Raw genomic sequence first — 17,244 nt, 5'->3', positions numbered from 1 at the left:
CTCAGTCCAGGGGTAGGGTCACCGTAACGGTGGTGCCCTGCCCCGGCGTCGAAGAGACCTGAACGGTGCCGCCGGCCTCGTGCACGGCCACGGACATCAGCCGCAGCCCGTAGCCATGGTGCCGTCCGCTGAGGGCGAACTGGCTGTCAAAGCCCGTGCCGTCGTCGGACACCACCAGGCGTACGCCGTGACCCACGGCGGCCAGCTGGACGGTGAGTTCGGACGCCTCCGAGTACTTGAGGGCGTTGCTCAGCGCTTCGCGGGCCGATTGGTAGAGGAGGGACGCGCAGTCCGCCGGGATCTCAATGCCCCAGTGCGGAGTATCCCAGCGGACTGCCGTCCCTTGTTGGCGGAGAGGGCCAGTGAGCCGGTCAATACAACCGGCCAGCCCCAAGCTGTAGAAATCGATTGGATGGTGATCGGTGATCACTCCTCCCACCGTGGCTACCTCATCGAGAGCTGATTCGTTCGCCATTGAACTGCCTTCCCCGCCGTCCATTGTGTTGATAAATCCAGAGTGAACCTCAAACTGCATGGCTTGCGAAGGGTTTGCTCAAGATTGAATCAAATTTTTCGGAATCCGTTGCGGAGGGATTTTTCGCATCCAGGGTTCTGTCTGCCCGGCATGCTTGATACCGTGAATTCCCACTTCCAGGAGGAGCCATGAGCATCAATTCACCCGAATCCCTGCCCGACGACGAGCCGACGGATGCCACGACAGATGCGACGGCGGATGGCGCGGAAAAGCCCGACGGCGGGATCCCCGCCGGTGACGACGGCGTTGGCCTGGGTGCCACGCACGAACCCAACACGTTCGAACCCGAGGAAGACCCGGACCCTGCCGGCGACGCCTGAACCAGCCAGCTGCTGGCCCCTTCTGTAAGCGGCGCTTTTCGTTATCCTCGCAACGGTTCGGCGCCAAAGCACCGGCCGGGAGGTCTTTTCGCGCCCTCCGCCCGGACAATTTAAGGACCCAAGAGTCAGGCCCAAAGGAGGGTGTGATGCGCAGTCCGGCCGCGTCAGGCGCGGTAATTTCCACGGTTCTTCTGACCGCCTTGCTGCTCGCCGGCTGCGGTCCACAGGCGGGACCGCCGCCGACGTCGGCCAGCCCCGGCTCTACCGTCACCTCCACAACCACTCCGGCGCCCACAGCGGAGGGGACGCCCAGCGCAACTGCCACCGCGCCGCCGTCGGCCGCCTGGACGAGCTTCACCACGGCGGACGGTGAGCTGACTTTCGATCACCCGGCGGCGTGGAGCATCAAGGATCCCGCCGGGGAACTGCCTGAAGGCGGGGGCACCTTCGCGGAGGTGACCAACCAGGCAGGCAAGCCGCTGGCCACCCTCCGGACCAATATGGCCACCGGCTCCACGTGCATGGAGCGTTCCCCCTATTCGGTATTGGAGTCGGAAGAGTTGCCGGCACTGACGCAAAACGGCACAGCCCCCCGGTACATCTTCGAGACCCGCGGGAATGACGCGACGCCAGGTCCGGCCGACACCCCGGCAGCGGCCTACGGCATCCAAACCAGCCAGCTGCCCACCGGCGCCTCGGCCTGCCCCATCTTCCACTTCTTCACCTGGCCGCCCACTGCTGCGATGTTCGGAGCGTTCTACAGCCCCGACAACAACGTGACACCGGGAGCCGAGTCCCTGCCCTACCTGGAGCAGGCCAAAAAGTACGCCGAAACGGATGAGTACCAGGACATCAGGCGGATGATCACGTCGCTGCGGCCGGCAGGATGACGCGGCTGGACTGGCTCAGGACCAGTCGAAGAATCCCTTGCCGCTCTTGCGGCCCAGCTCGCCGCGGGCCACCTTGTCCCTGAGGATCTGCGGCGGGGCGAACCGGTCACCGAGCGTGGAATGCAGGTATTCGGCGATACCCAGCCGCACGTCCAGGCCCACAATGTCCGTGGTCCTCAGCGGGCCCGTGGGGTGCTTGTAGCCAAGGACCATGGCGGCGTCGATGTCCTCCGCTGACGCCACGCCCTCCTCCACCATGCGCATCGCCTCCAGCGCGATGGCCACGCCCAGCCGTGAGGAGGCAAAGCCAGGTGCATCGTTGACGACGACGGCGGTCTTGCCGAGTGCCTCAACCCACCTTCTCGCCGCCGCAGCCAGGTCCGGGGACGTTTGCTCGCCGAGTACCACCTCAATGAGGGTGGAGGCGGGGACAGGGTTGAAGAAGTGCAGGCCGAGGAAGTTCTGCGGCCGCTTCAACTCCCGCGCCAGGCCGTTGACCGACAGGGATGACGTGTTGGACGCCAGGTATGCGTCCTCGGCCAGGCGCTCCTCGATCCCCCGGAGGGAGGTGACCTTCAGGTCCCAGTCCTCGGGGACGGCCTCCACCACCAGTTGGCGGTCCTTGAAATCGTCGTAGTCCACCGTGACCGCGAGCCGGGACACCATCTCGTCCAGGTTGGCGTCGGTGGCACCGCGTTCGATGCTCTTGGCGGCCGCGGATTCCACCCGTTCCCGGGCGGCTTCGGCAGACTCCTCATCGCGCTCCACCACAAGGACGTTCGCGCCATTGATGAGGAAGGCGTGGGCGATTCCCGCGCCCATGCGGCCGCCGCCGAGGACGCCGACGGTGGAAGGAAGGTTGGGATTCGTCATGGCTGTTTCTTCTCTGTCTTCTTGTCTGCCTTTTTGTCCAGGAAAGCCTGCATGCGGTCGAACTTGGCCTGGGACTCAAAGAGGATTCCCTGCGCCAGCTGGTCGATCAGCGGATGCGCCTCGGCCGGGGCATGGAATACAGACTTGGTGATGCGCACGGCCAGCAGGTCCTGCCGGCCGATCCTGTCCGCGAGGTTGTGGGCGGCGTCCATCAGCTCGGGTGCCTCATGGATTTCCGTGATGAGGTTGGCGGCCAGGGCATCCTCGGCCCGGAGCACCAGGCCTGCGAGCAGGATCTGCTTGGCCAGCGGTTCGCCCACCAGTTCCTTCAGCCGCCAGCTCGCTCCGGCCGCGGCCAGGATGCCCAGCCCGGTTTCGGGGTTGCCGATCCGCACGCTGGGCGTTCCGATCCGGAAGTCCGCGGCGTAAGCGAGTTCGGCACCGCCACCCAGGCAGTAGCCATCAAGTGCGGCGATGACGGGCATGGGCAGCTTGGCGATCCGCACGAAGATGGTGGAGTTGATGCCCAGCAGCGCGTCGTCACGGCGGCGCTCGCGGAGCTGGGCAATGTCAGCTCCGGATGCGAAGACCCCGTCCACGCCGGCGATGATCAGGACTTTCGGGTTCTGCTCCAGCGCGGCACAGACCACGTGCAGTTCGTCCACCATTTGCTGGTCGATGGCGTTCCGGACTTCCGGGCGGTTGAGGAGGACCACCACGCGGTCCTCACGCTCCTCGACGAGGAGGGCGCCGAAGTGTTCGTTGGCGAGGTCCGGGGCGGCCATTACACGCGCTCCAGCAGCATGGCGGTGCCCTGGCCCACGCCGATGCACATGGTGGCGAGGCCGAGTTTGGCGTCCTCGCGTTCCATCCGCCCCAGCAAGGTGATGGCGATCCGTGATCCGCTGGAACCGAGCGGATGCCCCAAGCTGATGGCTCCGCCGTCGTTGTTGACAATCTCCGGATCGAGGCCCAGCCGGCGCATGCACGCCAGGGACTGCGTGGCGAACGCTTCGTTAAGCTCGACGGCTCCAAGGTCACCCACGCTGAGGCCGCTCCGCTTGAGGATTTTCTGCGTAGCGGGCACGGGGCCGATGCCCATGATCTCGGGTTCACAGCCGGCCGACGCGCCGTCGATGATGCGGGCACGTGGGGTCAGGCCAAGCCGTTCGATGGCTGCTTCGGACGCGACGATGATGGCGGAGGCGCCGTCGTTCAGGGTGGAGGAGTTGCCGGCCGTGACCACCGATCCTCCCGCAACCACGGGGCGCAGGCCGGCGAGGACGTCCATGGTGGTGCCGGCGCGGGGGCCCTCATCCGTGTCCACCACGGTTTCGGACTTCCGGGATTTGACGGTCACGGGGACGATTTCGTCCGCGAACCGTCCGGCCTCGATGGCTGCCAGCGATCGTTCGTGGGACCGGACGGCAAAGGCGTCAGCGTCCTCGCGGGAGATGCCGTCCACGCGGGCTACTTCTTCCGCGGTTTCGGGCATGGAGTACGTCATCTTGCCATCGCGTGCCAGCTCACCCTTTTGGAACTTGGGGTTGGCGAACCGCCAGCCGATGGAGGTATCGAAGATCTGGCCGGGCTTGGCGAAGGCGGTGGCCGGCTTTTCCTGGACCCACGGCGCCCTGCTCATGGACTCGACGCCCCCGGCGATCACCACATCCGCAGCGCCGGACTTGATCATGTGGCTGGCCTGGATGATGGCGCTCAGCCCCGACGCGCACAGCCGGTTGACCGTGATGCCGGGGATGTGGAGGGGAAGGCCTGCCAGCAGGGTGGCCATGCGGGCGACGTTGCGGTTTTCCTCGCCGGCGCCGTTGGCATTCCCGAGGATGACTTCCTCGATGCTGTCCGGATCAAGTCCTGCGCGGGAGACTGCTTCGCGGATCACCAGCGCGGCCAGGTCATCCGGGCGGACCGCCGACAGTGCTCCGCCATATCGGCCCACCGGCGTCCGGACGCCGCCAACAAGAAAAGCCTCAACCATAAGAACAAATCCTTTTCAGCAGGGAAGTGGGCCGGCTAAGAATTATTTACCGACCGTTCGTTCTATAAAGATGGCACGCCCTGCCGTGGAGGTCAACCTCGGGAAGAGGTGAAACGCTAGCGGGGCGCGTGGAGTCCGTCGAACGCGATGGTGATGACGTCGTCGGCCAGTTTTTCGGGCGAGAGGGAGCCGCCCGGCTTGTACCATTCCACGATCGAGTTGATGGTGCCGAACAGCAGGCGCGTCACCGTGCGCGGGTCGATATCCTGCCGCAGCGATCCTTCGTCGCGGGCGGCGGAGATGAGCCCCGCCACCTCGTGGTCGAAGGCGCGGCGGCGTTCCAGGGCATCGCGTTCGATCTCTGTGTTGCCGCGCAGCCGCAGGAGCAGGGTGACAAACGGCAGGCGCTCCACCAGCACCGCCACCGTCTGCCGCAGCACAAACTCGAGCCGTGCATCGGCCGGCCCGGACATGGCCTCGGGCTGCTCCAGGATGGCCTCCAGGCCGCCCAGTGCGTGGTCCAGGGCGAGCTTGAGGAGGTCGCCCTTGGACGGCACGTGGTGGTAGATGGCGGACTTGGAGATGCCCAGGTTTTCGGCCAGGATGCCCATGGAGGTGGCGTCATAGCCGTGCCGGTTGAAGACGTCGACGGCGATGAGCAGCACGGACTGCTGGTCGTAACCGGGGCGGCCGCGCTTGGCGGCGGCAGTGCTGGCTGTATCAGTGGTGCTGGGCATGGTGCCTAGTTTCTCACGAACGGTCGGTCAGGCGGCGCCGGGTTGGCGGTGCAGCCGGGCGGCCGCCCGCCATGCGGTTCACTGCTTGGGCCGCATGTCGTAAATGCGGCGCAGCTTGCCGTTGGACCGTTCAAGGGCCCCGGGCTCCACCACGTCCACCCTGCACGAAGAACCCACATGGATTTTGATCTGCTCCTGCAAGGTGCGCGCCGCCGTCGTGCTTTGTTCAGCCGATACGGTGTCGCGGCGTTCGATCTTGACGGTCATCTGGTCCATGCGCTGGCCCTCGGGGCGGGTGAGTTCCAGCTGGAAGTGCGGGCTGAGCTCGGGGATCCGCAGCGCGATCTCCTCGATCTGGGACGGGAAGACGTTCACGCCGCGCAGGATGATCATGTCATCGCTGCGGCCGGTGATGCGGCCCATCCGGCGGTGCGCGGGGCGGGCCGTGCCGGGAAGGAGCCGGGTGAGGTCCTTGGTGCGGTACCGGATGATGGGCAGTGCTTCCTTGGTGAGCGAGGTGAAGACAAGTTCGCCGTGTTCGCCGTCGCGCAGGACGTTTTCCTTGCCCACCACGGGGTTGAAGGCGTCGATGATCTCGGGGCGGAAGTGGTCCTCCCAGATGTGGCTGCCGTCCTGGGTCTCCACTGCCTCGCCGGCGACGCCCGGGCCCATCACCTCGGAGAGGCCGTAGATGTCGCAGGCCTTGATGTTCATGGTGACTTCGAGTTCGTGCCGCATCTCCTCGGTCCAGGGTTCAGCGCCGAGCACCGCGAACTTCAGGGACGTAGAGGTGGGGTCGATCCCCATGTGGGCCATGGCATCCGCGATGGTCAGCAGGTACGTGGGCGTGGCCAGGATGGCGTCCGGCTTGAAGTCCTGGATGAGCTGGATCTGGCGTTCGGTCTGCCCGCCGGAGATAGGGATCACCGTGCAGCCCAGCGCTTCGGCGCCGGCGTGGGCACCCAGGCCGCCGGTGAACAGGCCGTACCCGTAGGCGTTGTGGACTTTCATGCCGGGGCGGACACCGGACGCACGCAGCGAACGGGCCACCAGTTTGGCCCAGTCGGCCAGGTCCTGCTTGGTGTAGCCGACGACGGTGGGCCGGCCCGTGGTGCCGGAGCTGGCGTGCACGCGGGCTACTTCGGACTGCGGCACGGCGAACATGCCGAACGGGTACTCCGCGCGCAGGTCATCCTTGGTGGTGAAGGGGAAGTTGCCCAGGTCGCTGAGTTCGCGGAGGTCGGCGGGGTGGATGCCGGCGTCGTCGAATTTGCGCTTGTACAGGGGCACGCGCTCGTAGGCGTACGCCACGGTGTGCTGCAGGCGGCTGAGCTGGAGTGCCTCCAGCTCGTCGCGGGACATGGTCTCTTCGGGGTCCAGCACGGCGTCGCTGCCCGCGCTGGTTGCCTGCGGGGTGGGTGTTTCGGGGGCATGGAGGGTCATGGTTTCCTACTTCTTGGGGATGGTCCGGCTGCGTCCGCGGAACTCGGCGATGAGTTCACCCGGCTGGCCGGAACTGGGCGGTGAGCCAGTCTGCGCGCCCGGATCGGCAGCGAAAATCTGGATGTCGTACAGCCCGCTGCGGCCTGCGCTGGAACGGCGGTCCGCGACGGCGGTGATGACCTGGCCGCGGTAGGCCGGCTTGAGGAAGTTGATGTCGACGCCGGCGGCCACGGTGATGCTGTCCGCGTCCCCGGGGCCCGGGTTCACCGGGTTGCAGGCGAGGGCGAAGGCGGTATCGGCGAAGGCGAAGATCATTCCCCCGTGTGCCATGCCGAAGCCGTTGAGCATTTCCTGCCGGAGGGTCATGCGGATGGTGGCGTGGCCGTCGGTGACGGCGAGGACTTCGATGCCCATCCATTCGGAGGCGTAGTCGTTTTCCAGGATGGGGTGGGTGGTCCCGGAGAGGGCTGCTTCAGTCATGCGTCATTGCCTCCAGCTTTATTTACCGAATGTTCATTAGGTAATCCCAAATGGGGTGCCGGTGTCAAGGGTGCCGCTAATGCTTCCGCTTCATCAGCAGGTTGGTGATGCGGAGGGTGCAGAGCCGCTGGCCGGCCTCGTTGGTGATCAGCACCTCGTGGGTGGTCAGCGTGCCGCCGAGGTGGATGGGCGTGGCCGTGATGGTGATCAGGCCTTCGCGGGCGGAGCGGTGGTGGGTGGCGGAAACGTCGACGCCCACGGCGGTTTTGCCCAGGGTGCTGGCGTGGATGACGGCGGCCCAGGAGCCTACCGCCTCGCCGACGGCAAGGGAAGCGCCGCCGTGCAGCAGCCCGAACGACTGCCGGTTTCCCTCCACGGGCATGGTGGCCACCACCCGTTCCACCGATTCCTCCACGATCTTCACGCCCATCTTCTCGTCGAGCTCGCCCAGGGTGATTTTCCAGAGCACGGGTTCGGTAAGTTCCGGGGCCAATTCGGAGCTTTTCTGGGATGGGGCGTTCATGGGCTCTCCTTGGTGGGGCATTGATCTTTTCAGTGTGCAGCACGGATCATTCATGTACTGTAGTTATATTACCGAACGGACGGTCAGTAAATGATCTGGCCTCTACCGTTTTGTCCCCGTGTTGGAAGGACCCGTCAACGATGACCACCACCGCAACAGCTGAAGCCACCGTCAATACCGTCGAGACCGTTCCCAGCTTTGTGCAGGATTCGTGGTGGACGCCCGACGCTGGATCGGCAGCTTCCGCCGTCCCCGTGCGGGATGCGAGCACCGGCGAAGTGCTCGCCAGGGTAAGCGCCGACGGCCTGGACCTCGCCGCCGTCGTGGAGTACGGCCGCACCACCGGCCAGGCTGAACTGGGCAAGCTGACCTTTCACCAGCGCGCGCTCAAGCTCAAGGAACTGGCGCAGTACCTGAACGCCCGCCGTGAGCACTTCTACACGTTCTCGGCCCAGACCGGCGCCACCAAGGTCGATTCGATGATCGACATCGACGGCGGCATCGGTGTGCTGTTCACCTTCGGCTCCAAGGGCCGGCGCGAGCTGCCCAACTCCCAGGTGGTGGTGGACGGGCCCATGGAGGTGCTGTCCAAGGACGGTTCGTTTGCCGGTGAGCACATCTACACGCGCATCCCGGGTGTCGCCGTTCAGATCAACGCGTTCAACTTCCCGGTGTGGGGCATGCTGGAGAAGCTCGCCCCCGCGTTCATCGCCGGCGTGCCCACCATCGTCAAACCCGCCACCCCCACCGGCTATGTGGCCGCTGCCGTGGTGAAGGCGATCATCGAATCCAACATCCTGCCCGCCGGCTCGCTGCAGCTGATTTCCGGCTCCGTCCGCGGCCTCCTCGACGTGCTGGACTACCGCGACCTCGTGGCGTTCACCGGCTCCGCCTCCACTGCGCTGTCCCTGAAGTCGCACCGCAACGTGGTGGAAGGCGGAGTCCGGTTCACCTCGGAAACGGACTCCCTTAACGCCGCAATCCTGGGCCCCGATGCGGTGGAGGGCACGCCGGAGTTCGACGCCTTCGTTAAGTCCGTGGTCACCGAGATGACCGTCAAGGCCGGCCAGAAGTGCACGTCCATCCGCCGCGCCATCGTCCCGCAGGAGCTGGTCCCGGCGGTGATTGCCGCCGTCGGCAAACGCATCCAGGAGCGTGTGGTCCTCGGTGACCCGCGCGCCGACGGTGTCACCATGGGCGCCCTGGCGTCCCTGGAGCAGCTCGCCGACGTCCGCGCCGCCGTGCAGTCCATGCTCGACGCCGGCGGTGAGCTTGCGTACGGAACGCTCGATTCGCCGTCGGTCACCTCCGCGGACGGAACCACCGGCGTAGTGGCGGAGGGTGCCTTTATGTCTCCCGTTGTCCTGGGCTGGAATGACCCTGAATCTGAGGCGATCCACTCGCTGGAGGCGTTCGGTCCCGTCGCGTCGGTGATCGGCTACACGGACATTCCCGACGCCGTCCGCCTCGCCGCCCGGGGTGGCGGCTCACTCGTTGCCACAGTCTGCACGAACGATCCTGCCGCAGCCCAGGCGCTCGTCACCGGGATCGCGGCGCATCACGGCCGCGTCCTGATGCTCAACCGCGAGGACGCCCGCAGCTCCACCGGCCACGGCTCCCCGGTCCCGCACCTGGTCCACGGCGGACCCGGCCGGGCCGGCGGCGGCGAGGAACTGGGCGGCATCCGCTCGGTCCTGCACCACATGCAGCGCACCGCCATCCAGGGCTCACCCAACATGCTGACCGCCGTCACGGGCGTCTGGCATGCCGGTGCGGACCGTAACTTCACGGCGGAGACCGAAGGCACGCACCCGTTCCGCAAGTCGCTCGAGACGCTGCACATCGGCGACGCCGTCCGCTCCGACCTGCGCCAGGTCAGCCTTGAGGACATCGCAGCCTTCGCCCGCACCACCGGCGACACCTTTTACGCGCACACCAACCAGGAAGCGGCGGAGGCCAACCCGTTCTTCCCGGGCATTGTGGCGCACGGCTACCTGCTGCTGGCCTGGGGTGCGGGGCTGTTCGTGGAGCCTGCGCCGGGCCCGGTCCTGGCCAACTACGGGCTGGAGAACCTGCGGTTCATCACGCCCGTGGCCGCGGGGGACTCCATTCGGGTCACCCTCACGGCCAAGAAGATCACCCCGCGCGAAACCGACGAGTACGGCGAGGTGGCCTGGGACGCCGTCCTGACCAACCAGAACGACGAAATCGTGGCCACCTACGACGTCCTCACCCTCGTGGCAAAGGGCTGAACTAAACGTTCAGCGGCCTTGCCCTCATCCCCCATCGGCCCATATACTGAACGAACGGTCGGTAAACAATTCGCCCCGTGAAGGCCTTTGCATTAGGAGCAACCATGGCAGTGCAGAATCTGCAGTCAGTGACCGCTGAGCTGTCCCCGGAAGAACTGGAAGCCGCTGCCCGGCGCGATGCCGAGGGCCAGGCAAACTTTGACCGCGTGATGGCCGACGACTCCCGGATCGAACCCAAGGACTGGATGCCGGCGGCGTACCGGAAGACCCTGCTGCGCCAGATCTCCCAGCACGCGCACTCGGAAATCATCGGGATGCAGCCGGAAGCCAACTGGATTTCGCGCGCGCCGAGCCTCAAGCGCAAGGCCATCCTGATGGCCAAGGTCCAGGACGAGGCCGGCCATGGGCTGTACCTCTACTCGGCCGCCGAGACGCTGGGCCAGTCCCGCGACGAGATGATGGACGCTCTGATCGCCGGCAAGGCCCGCTACTCATCCATCTTTAACTACCCGGCACGCACCTGGGCGGACATGGGCGCCATCGGCTGGATGGTGGACGGCGCCGCCATCTGCAACCAGGTGCCGCTGTGCCGCGCCTCGTACGGCCCCTACGGCCGGGCGATGGTCCGGGTCTGCAAGGAAGAATCGTTCCACCAGCGCCAGGGTTTCGAGATCCTGCTGGAACTCTCGCACGGTACGCCCGAGCAGAAGCAGATGGCCCAGGACGCCGTGAACCGCTGGTACGCCCCGGCTCTGATGATGTTCGGCCCGCCGGATGACGATTCGCCCAACTCCAAGCAGTCCATGGCCTGGAACATCAAGCGTTTCAGTAATGACGAGCTCCGCAACCGCTTCGTCGGCATGATGATGGAGCAAGTCAAGGTCCTGGAGCTCAACCTGCCGGACAAGGACATCCGCTTCAACGAGGACACGAAGAAGTGGGAGCACGGCCCGCTCGACTGGGACGAGTTCCACGAGGTCCTGGCGGGCCGCGGCCCCTGCAACTCCCAGCGCCTTGAGCGCCGCAGGGAGGCGCACGACGACGGCGCCTGGGTCCGCGAGGCAGCGGCCGCGTATGCGGACAAACAGCAGGCAAAACAGTCAATGACGACGAAGGAATACGCAGCATGAGCCCCCATGGCAACCCGGAAGTCCCGGCCAGCTCGGCCACCGAAATCAACCGCAGCGCGGAAAAAGCTTCCCCGGAGGTTGAGCCCACCGAGCCCCACAACGCCTGGGGCCTCTGGGAAGTGTTTGTAAGGTCCAGCCGCGGCCTGAGCCATGTCCACGCCGGCTCACTGCACGCACCGGACGCCGCCATGGCCCTGCGCAACGCCCGCGACCTCTATACCCGCCGCAATGAGGGTGTGTCCATCTGGGTGGTCCCCGCCGACGCCATCGCCGCCAGCGACCCGGACTCCAAAGGCTCCTTCTTCGAGTCCCCGCAGGGCAAGGACTACCGGCACGCCACCTACTACACCAAGAGCGAAGGGGTAAAGCACCTGTGAGCACCCCCGGAACGCACACCGAAGCAGAAGAGACCCACGGCCACGGTGACATCTCCACCGGTGTGGCTGCCCCCTCGGGAAGCGGCGACAGCAACGCCAGCGCCACCCGGATCACCCCGGGCAATGCCCTGCGCCCGGAGGACATCGCCCTCGAAGTCCGCACCGGCCTCGCGAAACCCACGGAGGACGTGGCCGAGTACGCGCTGCGACTCGGCGACGACGCCCTGATCCTGGCCCAGCGCCTGGGTCACTGGATCTCCCGGGCTCCCGAGCTGGAGGAGGACGTGGCCCTGGGCAACATCGCCCTGGACCAGCTGGGCCATGCCCGCAGCTTCCTCACCTACGCCGGCGGTGCGCTGGGAGAAAATGGCGCCGTGAAGTCCGAGGATGACCTGGCCTACTTCCGCCGCGAACACGAGTTCCGGTCCGCCCACATTTTCGAGCAGCCCAACGGCGACTTCGCGGCCACCATCGCCCGGCAGTTCGTGGTGAGCTACTACCAGTTCGAGCTGTACCGCCGGCTTACCGAATCCACGGACGCCACCCTGGCTGCCATCGCTGCCAAGGCCGTGAAGGAAGTGGACTACCACCGGGACCACAGCGCCCAGTGGGTCCTGCGCCTGGCCGGCGGCACGGACGAGTCGCGCCGTCGGATGATCCACGGCTTCAAGCTCGTCTGGCCCTACGTCGGCGAACTTTTCGAGGACGACGCCCTGGTGAACCGCCTCGCGGAGTCTGGCGCCGCCGTCGTGCCTTCCTCCATCCGGGAAGGCTTTGACCGGCTCACCGGGGAGGTCCTGGCTGAGGCGGAACTGGACGTGCCGGACGTTCCGACGGCCCCCGGCGGCGGCAGGCAGGGCAAGCACTCTGAGCACCTCGGCTACGTCCTCGCCGAGATGCAGGTGCTGGCCCGCGAGCATCCCGGAGCAAGCTGGTGACGGCCGTGATCACGGAAAACGTCACCGCCCGGCAGCAGGCCTGGGCCATCGCCGCCACAGTCTGCGATCCGGAAATCCCCGTCCTCACCATCGAGGACCTGGGCATCCTGCGGGACGTCAGGGTGACGGAGGAACACAACAAGGACGACGGCGGGCTGGTTCCCGCGGTCTGCGTCACCATCACCCCCACGTACTCGGGCTGCCCGGCCGTGGACGCCATCCGCGACGACCTGAAGGCCGCCTTCGCCGAGGCGGGCTACCCCAGCGTCCACGTGGACCTGGTCCTCGCCCCGGCCTGGACCACCGACTGGATGACCGAGGCAGGCAAGGCGAAGCTGCGGGAGTACGGCATCGCGCCGCCGTCGGGCATGTCCAACGCCGCCCGGCACGCGGGTCCCATCCGGCTGACCATGGCCGTGAAATGCCCGCAGTGCTCCAGCCTGAACACCAAGGAACTCACCCGTTTCGGTTCCACCTCCTGCAAAGCCCTGTACGTGTGCCAGGACTGCAAGGAACCGTTCGACTACTTCAAAGTCCTGTAAGGAAGCCCCATGCCTGTTGTCCGCCAGACCGCCGCCGAATCGGCGCAGGCCACCGGCCGCCGTCGTCCGTCCTTCCACACCCTCGCCGTCAAAGAGGTGCGTCGGCTCACCGAGGACGCCATTGAAGTCACCTTCCATGTTCCGGCAGAGCTCGCCGGCCAGTTCGACTACCTGCCCGGCCAGTACGTGGCCCTGCGCACCAAACTGCCGGATGAGACCGGCGAAGTACGTGAGGTGCGCCGCAGCTACTCCATTTGTGCCGAGCCGCGCAGCTTCGCGGACGGCAGCAGCGAAATCCGCGTGGCCGTGAAGCAGGACCTGGGCGGGCTGTTCTCCACCTGGGCCAACGCCGAGCTGAAGGCCGGGGACACCCTGGACGTCATGAGCCCCATGGGCGCGTTTGTGTCCAAGCACGGCAGGGACGGTAAAGCGGTGGAGCAGAACCGGATGAACTCCATGAACCACCCGGAGGAACTGGCAGGGGAAATCGCTTCGACCGGTGAGGCCAGTTTCGTTGCCATCGCCGCGGGCTCGGGCATCACCCCCGTGATCGCGATCGCCCGCACGCTGCTGGGGGCCAACCCGGAGAGCCGGTTCGACCTGATCTACGCCAACAAGGCCGCCATGGACGTGATGTTCCTGGAAGAACTGGCGGACCTGAAGGACAAGTACCCGCAGCGGCTGGCCATCCACCACGTGCTGTCCCGCGAACAGCGGATCGCACCGTTGCTGTCCGGCCGGATCGATGCCCAAAAGCTCCAGCAGCTGCTGGGCACCGCCATCCACGCGGACGATGTGGACGAGTGGTTCCTCTGCGGGCCGTTCGAGCTGGTGCAGCTGTGCCGGGACACCCTGGCCGAGCGCGGTGTCAGTCCGGACACCATCCGGTTTGAGCTGTTCACCTCGGGCAAGCCGGACAGGCCGGAGGGTAACGCCGGCCGGCCGGTGCTGGTGGACGAATCCAAGGAGACGTACAAGATCACGTTCAAGCTCGACGGCCTGCAGGGTGAGGTGGCCAGCCCCACCCACGCCCGCGAGTCCATCCTCAACGCCGCACTGCGCGTCCGCCCGGATGTGCCGTTCGCGTGCGCCGGGGGAGTATGCGGCACCTGCCGGGCCAAGGTGGTCACCGGCAGCGTGACCATGGACGAGAACTACGCGCTGGAGCAGGATGAACTGGACCGGGGCTACGTACTGACCTGCCAGAGCCACCCGACCAGCAAGGAAGTCACGGTCGACTTCGACGTCTGATCGGTGGTCGAGCTTGTCGAAATCGTCGAAACCCGGAAAGAAGGACACATGATCTCCCTCTCCATCGCCAACAACGTCGCCGAAGTGGTCCTGGATGCCCCGCACAAACTGAATTCGCTGGATGAGCAGGCGCTCGCGGATTTAGCACAGGCGTACGACGACGCCGCTGCCGCCGCCTCGCGCGGTGAGGTGCGGGCGCTGCTCCTCAGGGGAGAGGGCCGTGCGTTCTGCGCGGGGAGGGACATCCAAAACGTGACCCCGGAGAGCGACGACGCCGAAGCCTATTTGGGCGGGCTGGTGCAGCCTTTGCTGAAGAAGATGAGTGCGTTCCCGGCGCCGACGTTCGCCGCAGCGCAGGGTGCCTGCCTGGGCGTGGGGCTGGGCCTGCTGCTGGCCACCGACGTGGTGTACGTGGCGGAGAACGCCAAGTTCGGTTCGCCGTTCGCCAAGCTGGGGGCCACACTGGATTCCGGCGGGCACTGGTACTTCACCGAGCGGCTGGGCATGCACCGGACGCTGGACCTGATCTACACAGCCGAGCTGATGTCGGGGACCGAAGCCGTGGCGCGGGGGATGTTCAGCCGTGCCATGCCAGCCGATGACCTCCTGCCGAGCACGCGGGAGATTGTGTCCAGGGTGGCCGCGGGCGCCACAGGGGCGTTCACCGCGAGCAAGGAGCTGGTTGCGCACATCCGCGACCAGCGGCTGGGCCTCTGGGACGCCATGGCAGAGGAGAACGCCGAGCAGGCGCGGCTCTGCAAGAGCGACGACTACGCCGAAGGCTTCCGCGCGTTCCAGGAGAAGCGCACACCGGTATTCAACGGGACGGCCTCGCGCTAGCGCGTATTAACGTTAGGGCGCCGGCCCAAGCGCGAAATTTTTTTGATGTGTTCCACGGCACATTAGTAGTACTATCTTGAAATAACTGAACGTTCGATCAGTAAATAGCTTGATACCACCCCTTGGCAGCAGCGCTGCCCCCAGCCACGGAGTTCCAATGACCGCAACTTCACGCGTCGATTCTGAGATGGGCCCCAGCAGCAAGCACGAGGAACGAAAAGTCCTTGCAGGGACCCTCGTTGGCACCACCATCGAGTGGTACGACTTCTTCATCTTTGCCCAGCTGACGGGGACGCTGCTGTCGCCGCTGTTCCTCACACCGCTTCAGGCCTCGAACCCCGGCCTGGCGCAGATCCTGTCCTTCGCACTGATCGGCATCAGCTTCCTGTTCCGGCCGCTCGGCGCCATCGTCGCGGGCCACCTCGGTGACCGCCTCGGCCGCAAGGCCATGCTGGTCTTCACACTCATCATGATGGGTGCCGCCACGGCACTGATCGGCATGCTGCCCACCTACGCACAAATCGGCTTCTGGGCTCCGGTCCTGCTGATCCTCCTCCGCATCATCCAGGGCTTCTCAGCCGGAGGTGAATGGGGTGGCGCGGCACTGATGGCCGTGGAGCACGCGCCCAAGAGCAAGCGCGGCCTGTTCGGCGCGTACCCACAGATCGGTGTTCCGATCGGCATGATTCTCGCCACGGGCCTGCTGTTCGTACTCAACTCGAACATGTCGAAGGAGGACTTCGCCTCGTGGGGATGGCGGGTGCCGTTCCTGCTGTCCATCGTGCTGATCGTGGTGGGCTACCTCATCCGCCGCGCCGTCGCCGAAAGCCCGGTCTTCAAGGAGATGGCTGCCCGCAAGGAAGAAAGCAAGGCGCCGCTTGGCGTGCTCATTCGGAATCACAAGCTGCCCGTTCTGTACTCGACCATGATCTTCATCGGCAACAACGCTGCCGGCTACCTCTTGATTGCCTTCTTCATCTCCTACGCCACCAGAGCGTTGAAGATGCCGGTGCCGGAAATCCTGCTCGCCACCACGCTCGCGTCCTTTGGCTGGCTGGTCTTCACCCTGGTGGGGGGTTGGCTCTCGGACAAGATCGGCCGAGTCAAAACGTTCCTCACCGGCTACGCAATCGTTTTTGTGTGGATGATCCCAATGTTCGCCCTGATCGACACCAAGAACATCATGCTCTACGGCGTGGCCCTGTTTGTCCTGACCATCGGACTCGGCCTCTCCTACGGCCCGATGTCTGCCATGTACGCCGAAATGTTCCCCGCCAACGTGCGCTACTCGGGGATCTCCATCGGGTACGCGTTCGGCGCCATCCTTGGTGGTGCCTTCGCGGCCACTATTGCTGAGACCCTGCTGCAGAGCACCGGGTGGACCGGATCCATCGGCATCTACATCATGATCCTCTGCGTGATCTCCTCGATAGGTGTCCTGCTCGCCAAGGAGACCAAGGGCCGGCCGCTGGGCATCAGCCACCACTGATGCTCCTCCGGAGGAGTGTGGCCGCGCCGTTAGCGGGCCACACTCGGCCGGCTCAAGGTTCACTCAAGATTTCGGTGAACCGGCACTCCCCGGCCCATGCGCCCGTGATGGAACGGTAGATTGATTTCGGTTTCGGTTCCCCCCAACGAAGCCTGGAAGCCCCCGCGCTGGAGTTCACCTCGCGTGGGGGCTTCCTATCAGGAACCTCCGACGGCGGGATGGGATACCTTCAGTCCATGAGCCTGATCCGGTGGCGCGAGGGGTTGTGGGCCCTCCTGGTGCTGGTTGCGGCGGCGGTGCTGGCCTGCGGGCTGGCCGACGTGTTTACGTTCCTTATTGAGCCGCCCACCTATGCGGTGGGGCACCGGCTGGTGTTGCTCGGATCCCTTGCGTTTGCCGGTGCCGCCGTGTGGGCGTGGCTCCGGCGGGGACCGCGATGGGTAACCGTCCTGACCGCCCTGCCCGCGGTGGTGGTTGGCGGGCTGGCGCTGCAGTTTGATGATGGCACCTGGGGCGTTCTGGCCGGGTACTTCCTGATCCCCGCGGCGCTGATCGCCATGCTCGTGGAGCTGCTGAATCCGTACGACGCTGGCCGACGGCCGAGAATTATGCAGAGATGAGAGCGGCC

The 17,244-nt window shown here is 65.9% G+C and carries 19 protein-coding genes; 11 read left to right on the top strand and 8 right to left on the bottom strand.

Going from position 1 to position 17,244, the window contains the following annotated elements; translation table 11 throughout:
- Nucleotide 1: 1 nt before the first annotated feature.
- The gene (locus tag J2808_RS15645) at nt 2-475 is read right to left on the bottom strand and encodes a sensor histidine kinase (RefSeq protein WP_309818454.1); all 474 of its coding nucleotides are present in this window, start codon (nt 473-475) and stop codon (nt 2-4) included.
- 188 nt (nt 476-663) lie between these two features.
- Between J2808_RS15645 and J2808_RS15640 the strand changes: the two genes are divergently transcribed.
- Nucleotides 664-855, top strand: coding sequence for a hypothetical protein (locus tag J2808_RS15640; protein WP_309818452.1), 192 nt, complete (start codon nt 664-666; stop codon nt 853-855).
- Between the two features lie 146 nt (nt 856-1,001).
- Entirely contained in the window at nt 1,002-1,745 is a 744-nt protein-coding gene (locus tag J2808_RS15635; RefSeq protein WP_309818450.1) for a hypothetical protein, read from the top strand.
- A gap of 15 nt (nt 1,746-1,760) precedes the next feature.
- Here the strand turns inward: J2808_RS15635 and J2808_RS15630 are convergent, their stop codons facing one another.
- The 7 genes from J2808_RS15630 to J2808_RS15600 all read right to left on the bottom strand — a co-directional run bounded on the left by J2808_RS15630 (nt 1,761) and on the right by J2808_RS15600 (nt 7,797).
- Complete coding sequence (locus J2808_RS15630) at nt 1,761-2,618, bottom strand: 3-hydroxyacyl-CoA dehydrogenase family protein (protein ID WP_309818448.1); 858 nt, start codon at nt 2,616-2,618, stop codon at nt 1,761-1,763.
- Complete coding sequence (locus J2808_RS15625) at nt 2,615-3,403, bottom strand: enoyl-CoA hydratase/isomerase family protein (protein WP_309818446.1); 789 nt, start codon at nt 3,401-3,403, stop codon at nt 2,615-2,617. Before J2808_RS15625 ends, J2808_RS15630 begins: the two co-directional genes overlap by 4 nt.
- On the bottom strand, nt 3,403-4,614 hold the full coding sequence (locus tag J2808_RS15620; protein WP_309818444.1) for a thiolase family protein: 1,212 nt from the start codon (nt 4,612-4,614) through the stop codon (nt 3,403-3,405). Before J2808_RS15620 ends, J2808_RS15625 begins: the two co-directional genes overlap by 1 nt.
- Before the next feature lie 116 nt (nt 4,615-4,730).
- The gene (locus J2808_RS15615; RefSeq protein ID WP_309818442.1) at nt 4,731-5,351 is read right to left on the bottom strand and encodes a TetR/AcrR family transcriptional regulator; all 621 of its coding nucleotides are present in this window, start codon (nt 5,349-5,351) and stop codon (nt 4,731-4,733) included.
- Nucleotides 5,352-5,429: 78 nt separating this feature from the next.
- Nucleotides 5,430-6,794 (bottom strand): phenylacetate--CoA ligase PaaK, encoded by a 1,365-nt coding sequence (gene paaK / locus J2808_RS15610; RefSeq protein WP_309818440.1) that lies wholly within the window; start codon nt 6,792-6,794, stop codon nt 5,430-5,432.
- A 6-nt stretch (nt 6,795-6,800) separates the two neighbouring features.
- Nucleotides 6,801-7,274: a hotdog fold thioesterase gene (locus tag J2808_RS15605; protein ID WP_309818438.1), complete on the bottom strand. Its 474-nt coding sequence runs from the start codon at nt 7,272-7,274 to the stop codon at nt 6,801-6,803.
- Nucleotides 7,275-7,350: 76 nt separating this feature from the next.
- A complete protein-coding gene (locus tag J2808_RS15600; RefSeq protein WP_309818435.1) occupies nt 7,351-7,797 on the bottom strand; it encodes a PaaI family thioesterase in 447 nt (148 codons plus the stop codon).
- A gap of 140 nt (nt 7,798-7,937) precedes the next feature.
- On the opposite strand from J2808_RS15600, the gene paaZ reads away from it, so the two are divergent.
- From paaZ to J2808_RS15555, 9 genes are all read left to right on the top strand, one after another.
- Nucleotides 7,938-10,049 (top strand): phenylacetic acid degradation bifunctional protein PaaZ, encoded by a 2,112-nt coding sequence (gene paaZ, locus J2808_RS15595; RefSeq protein ID WP_309818432.1) that lies wholly within the window; start codon nt 7,938-7,940, stop codon nt 10,047-10,049.
- A 104-nt stretch (nt 10,050-10,153) separates the two neighbouring features.
- A complete protein-coding gene (paaA, locus tag J2808_RS15590; protein ID WP_309818430.1) occupies nt 10,154-11,179 on the top strand; it encodes a 1,2-phenylacetyl-CoA epoxidase subunit PaaA in 1,026 nt (341 codons plus the stop codon).
- The gene (paaB, locus tag J2808_RS15585; RefSeq protein ID WP_309818428.1) at nt 11,176-11,556 is read left to right on the top strand and encodes a 1,2-phenylacetyl-CoA epoxidase subunit PaaB; all 381 of its coding nucleotides are present in this window, start codon (nt 11,176-11,178) and stop codon (nt 11,554-11,556) included. Before paaA ends, paaB begins: the two co-directional genes overlap by 4 nt.
- Nucleotides 11,553-12,494, top strand: a complete 942-nt coding sequence (gene paaC, locus J2808_RS15580; RefSeq protein ID WP_309818426.1) for a 1,2-phenylacetyl-CoA epoxidase subunit PaaC — start codon at nt 11,553-11,555, stop codon at nt 12,492-12,494. Before paaB ends, paaC begins: the two co-directional genes overlap by 4 nt.
- Nucleotides 12,491-13,036, top strand: coding sequence for a 1,2-phenylacetyl-CoA epoxidase subunit PaaD (paaD, locus tag J2808_RS15575; RefSeq protein ID WP_309818424.1), 546 nt, complete (start codon nt 12,491-12,493; stop codon nt 13,034-13,036). Before paaC ends, paaD begins: the two co-directional genes overlap by 4 nt.
- Before the next feature lie 9 nt (nt 13,037-13,045).
- A complete protein-coding gene (gene paaE, locus J2808_RS15570) occupies nt 13,046-14,287 on the top strand; it encodes a 1,2-phenylacetyl-CoA epoxidase subunit PaaE (protein ID WP_309818423.1) in 1,242 nt (413 codons plus the stop codon).
- Between the two features lie 48 nt (nt 14,288-14,335).
- A complete protein-coding gene (locus J2808_RS15565; protein ID WP_309818421.1) occupies nt 14,336-15,127 on the top strand; it encodes an enoyl-CoA hydratase/isomerase family protein in 792 nt (263 codons plus the stop codon).
- 157 nt (nt 15,128-15,284) lie between these two features.
- Nucleotides 15,285-16,616 carry an MFS transporter gene (locus J2808_RS15560; RefSeq protein ID WP_309818419.1) on the top strand — a complete coding sequence of 444 codons (1,332 nt, stop codon included), beginning with the start codon at nt 15,285-15,287 and terminating at the stop codon, nt 16,614-16,616.
- 236 nt (nt 16,617-16,852) lie between these two features.
- Entirely contained in the window at nt 16,853-17,236 is a 384-nt protein-coding gene (locus J2808_RS15555) for a hypothetical protein (protein ID WP_309818416.1), read from the top strand.
- The last annotated feature ends 8 nt before the right edge of the window (nt 17,237-17,244 follow it).

It is taken from the genome of Pseudarthrobacter sulfonivorans, from assembly GCF_031454915.1.
Lineage (GTDB): Bacteria > Actinomycetota > Actinomycetes > Actinomycetales > Micrococcaceae > Arthrobacter > Arthrobacter sulfonivorans_C.
The sequence above is the reverse complement of the archived record's forward strand: the minus strand, read 5'-3'. Positions and strand labels throughout refer to the sequence as shown.

Excerpts from the sequence above, each read along its gene's own strand:
- paaA (WP_309818430.1), top strand. The coding sequence starts at position 10,154 with ATGGCAGTGCAGAATCTGCAGTCAGTGACCGCTGAGCTGTCCCCGGAA.
- J2808_RS15620 (WP_309818444.1), bottom strand. The coding sequence starts at position 4,614 with ATGGTTGAGGCTTTTCTTGTTGGCGGCGTCCGGACGCCGGTGGGCCGA.
- J2808_RS15625 (WP_309818446.1), bottom strand. The coding sequence starts at position 3,403 with ATGGCCGCCCCGGACCTCGCCAACGAACACTTCGGCGCCCTCCTCGTC.
- paaZ (WP_309818432.1), top strand. The coding sequence starts at position 7,938 with ATGACCACCACCGCAACAGCTGAAGCCACCGTCAATACCGTCGAGACC.
- J2808_RS15555 (WP_309818416.1), top strand. The coding sequence starts at position 16,853 with ATGAGCCTGATCCGGTGGCGCGAGGGGTTGTGGGCCCTCCTGGTGCTG.
- J2808_RS15615 (WP_309818442.1), bottom strand. The coding sequence starts at position 5,351 with ATGCCCAGCACCACTGATACAGCCAGCACTGCCGCCGCCAAGCGCGGC.
- paaE (WP_309818423.1), top strand. The coding sequence starts at position 13,046 with ATGCCTGTTGTCCGCCAGACCGCCGCCGAATCGGCGCAGGCCACCGGC.
- J2808_RS15560 (WP_309818419.1), top strand. The coding sequence starts at position 15,285 with ATGACCGCAACTTCACGCGTCGATTCTGAGATGGGCCCCAGCAGCAAG.
- J2808_RS15565 (WP_309818421.1), top strand. The coding sequence starts at position 14,336 with ATGATCTCCCTCTCCATCGCCAACAACGTCGCCGAAGTGGTCCTGGAT.
- J2808_RS15605 (WP_309818438.1), bottom strand. The coding sequence starts at position 7,274 with ATGACTGAAGCAGCCCTCTCCGGGACCACCCACCCCATCCTGGAAAAC.
- J2808_RS15645 (WP_309818454.1), bottom strand. The coding sequence starts at position 475 with ATGGCGAACGAATCAGCTCTCGATGAGGTAGCCACGGTGGGAGGAGTG.
- J2808_RS15630 (WP_309818448.1), bottom strand. The coding sequence starts at position 2,618 with ATGACGAATCCCAACCTTCCTTCCACCGTCGGCGTCCTCGGCGGCGGC.
- paaK (WP_309818440.1), bottom strand. The coding sequence starts at position 6,794 with ATGACCCTCCATGCCCCCGAAACACCCACCCCGCAGGCAACCAGCGCG.
- J2808_RS15600 (WP_309818435.1), bottom strand. The coding sequence starts at position 7,797 with ATGAACGCCCCATCCCAGAAAAGCTCCGAATTGGCCCCGGAACTTACC.
- J2808_RS15640 (WP_309818452.1), top strand. The coding sequence starts at position 664 with ATGAGCATCAATTCACCCGAATCCCTGCCCGACGACGAGCCGACGGAT.
- J2808_RS15635 (WP_309818450.1), top strand. The coding sequence starts at position 1,002 with ATGCGCAGTCCGGCCGCGTCAGGCGCGGTAATTTCCACGGTTCTTCTG.
- paaB (WP_309818428.1), top strand. The coding sequence starts at position 11,176 with ATGAGCCCCCATGGCAACCCGGAAGTCCCGGCCAGCTCGGCCACCGAA.